Origin of the sequence: Methylobacterium sp. CCH5-D2, from assembly GCF_001556475.1 — a bacterium.
Lineage (GTDB): Bacteria > Pseudomonadota > Alphaproteobacteria > Rhizobiales > Beijerinckiaceae > Methylobacterium > Methylobacterium hispanicum.
Map to the genome: position 1 here is coordinate 1 of NZ_LSIX01000313.1, position 1,950 is coordinate 1,950.

The following is a 1,950-nucleotide window of genomic DNA, read 5'->3' on the forward strand; positions in this document are numbered from 1 at the left end:
CCGAGCCGCCGCCCGCTCCCGACGCCTTCGCGATCGCGATCCGCTCGCGCCCGCTGCCCGGCGGCGGCTTCGAGCGGCCCTCGGACATCACCGTGCGCGACTGCCGGATCCTCGGCCACGTGCGGATCTGGGGCATGGGGGTGAACGGGCAGGGCGCGGCCGTGCGCGAATCCTCGCACGGCCCCGGCCATACGGAGCGGGCGCAAGCTGCCGCGCCGACCGAGGTCGCGATCCTCGGCACGACGATCACCGCGCTCGGGCACATCCCGCTCTATCTCGGGCCCGGCGTGACCCGGGTGACGCTGCAGGGCTCGCGGCTCGACGGCCGCTCGCGCTCGACCGCGCTCTACCTCGACGCGGAGAGCGCCGAGAACCGGATCGCGGACAACGCCATCGCGACCGAGACGGGGCGCGAACTCGTGGCGGTCGACGGCTCGGCCCGCAACCGCATCACCGGAAACCGCTTCGACCTGCGGGGGCAGGGGGGCGTGCGGCTCTACCGCAATTGCGGGGAGGGCGGCACGGTGCGCCACCAGACGCCCTCCGACAACGTGGTGACGGGCAACGTCTTCCGGGGGCGGGGGCTGTTCGGCTCGGCGCCGGTGGTGGTCAATTCCCGCGGCGGCTGGCGGCTCTACTGCGGCGAGGACCGCGGCTACCCCTTCGGCAGCAGCGCCGACGACGGCGACAACGGCACCGGCAACGTGGTCGAGCCGAACCGGGTCGAGTAGGGGCTCAGTTCCCCGCCATCACCAGCGCCCAGTAGCGGCGGTAGCGCGTCTCCGGCGCGTCCACCCGGGCGACGCCGATGCGGCGCAGTTGCGGGATCAGCATGTTGGCGTTGTGCTGGGGCGAGGCCTTCCAGCGGGCGAGCACTTGGTCGAAGGTCTCGGAGCCGGCGCTGAGGTTCTCGGCCGCGTAGGCGCGGGCGAGACCCGCCGAGGCCATGCGCGAGGTGAAGGTGCCGCCGAGATCGTGGCTGAGGCGGCCCGCGCGGGCGTTGTTGCCGGCCTGGAAGGCGGCGGCCCGCGTCAGGCCCGCATCCACCACCACCGGCCCCAGCCCGTGCTGGGCGCGGTAGCGCGAGATCGCGGCGGCCGCCGCCGTCTCGTCGAGGATCACCGGCAGGGTCGGGGCGGTGACCTCCGGCAGGATCGCCGAGGTGCCGCAGGCGGCGAGCATCAGCGGGAGGGCGAGCGCGGCGATGCGGGCGAAGGGTCGGATCGGCACGGCAGGGGTCACGGCTTGCGGCGGGACGCCTGCCTCCGGCGCGCCTGCGGCGAAACCGGGGCGGACGCTCCGTCGGTGCACGGATCGCGGCCCGGTGTGGCACCGGAACCACGGGTGGTCCCGGATCCCAAAGGTCGAGACCTTTGGCGGGTGCAGGGCAGAGCCCGCGCCGGCTCCCCTCGCTCGGCTCCGCCGAGCGAGGGGAGCCGACCCCGGGGCTGCGCGCCCCGGACCCCGCCTGCAGCGCCTTCAGGCGCCGAAGGGATTTGACACCCTCGGGGATCCGCGGGCTACCCCGCGTGTGCCAGCGCGACGGGGCGGAAGGCGGCGAGCAGGGCCGGGTCGAGATGGCCGCGCTCGCCGGCCATCTGGGCGAGCGCGGCGAGCGGCGCGATCGGGGCGCGGTAGGCGCGCCGCTCGGTCAGCGCCGAGTACACGTCGCAGATCGCCACGAGGCGGGTGAGGTCCGCGATCGCCGCGCCCGCGAGTCCGTCGGGATAGCCGGCGCCGTCGAGGCGCTCGTGGTGGTGGCGCACGGCGGCGATCACCTCCGGCTCGGTCCCGCCCTGTTCTTCCAGCAGGTCGGCACCGATGGCAGGGTGGCGCTGCATCAGCCGCCACTCCTCGGGGGTGAGGCGGCCGGGCTTGTTGAGGATCTCGGCCGGGATGCGCGACTTGCCGATGTCGTGCAGCAAGGCCGCGCGGGCGAAGCGGCGGTGG

2 protein-coding genes and 1 pseudogene are annotated in these 1,950 nt (G+C 75.0%); 1 reads left to right on the forward strand and 2 read right to left on the reverse strand.

What is annotated here, in order from left to right; genetic code table 11:
• Nucleotides 1–731 (forward strand): annotated as a pseudogene (locus AX737_RS08210) (right-handed parallel beta-helix repeat-containing protein); the annotation flags it as partial.
• Nucleotides 732–735: 4 nt separating this feature from the next.
• Here AX737_RS08210 and AX737_RS08215 read toward each other — a convergent pair.
• Nucleotides 736–1,182, reverse strand: a complete 447-nt coding sequence (locus AX737_RS08215; protein WP_066920493.1) for a CAP domain-containing protein — start codon at nt 1,180–1,182, stop codon at nt 736–738.
• A gap of 338 nt (nt 1,183–1,520) precedes the next feature.
• A partial coding sequence (locus AX737_RS08220; RefSeq protein ID WP_156453595.1) for an HD domain-containing phosphohydrolase occupies nt 1,521–1,950 on the reverse strand: 430 nt, incomplete at its 5' end.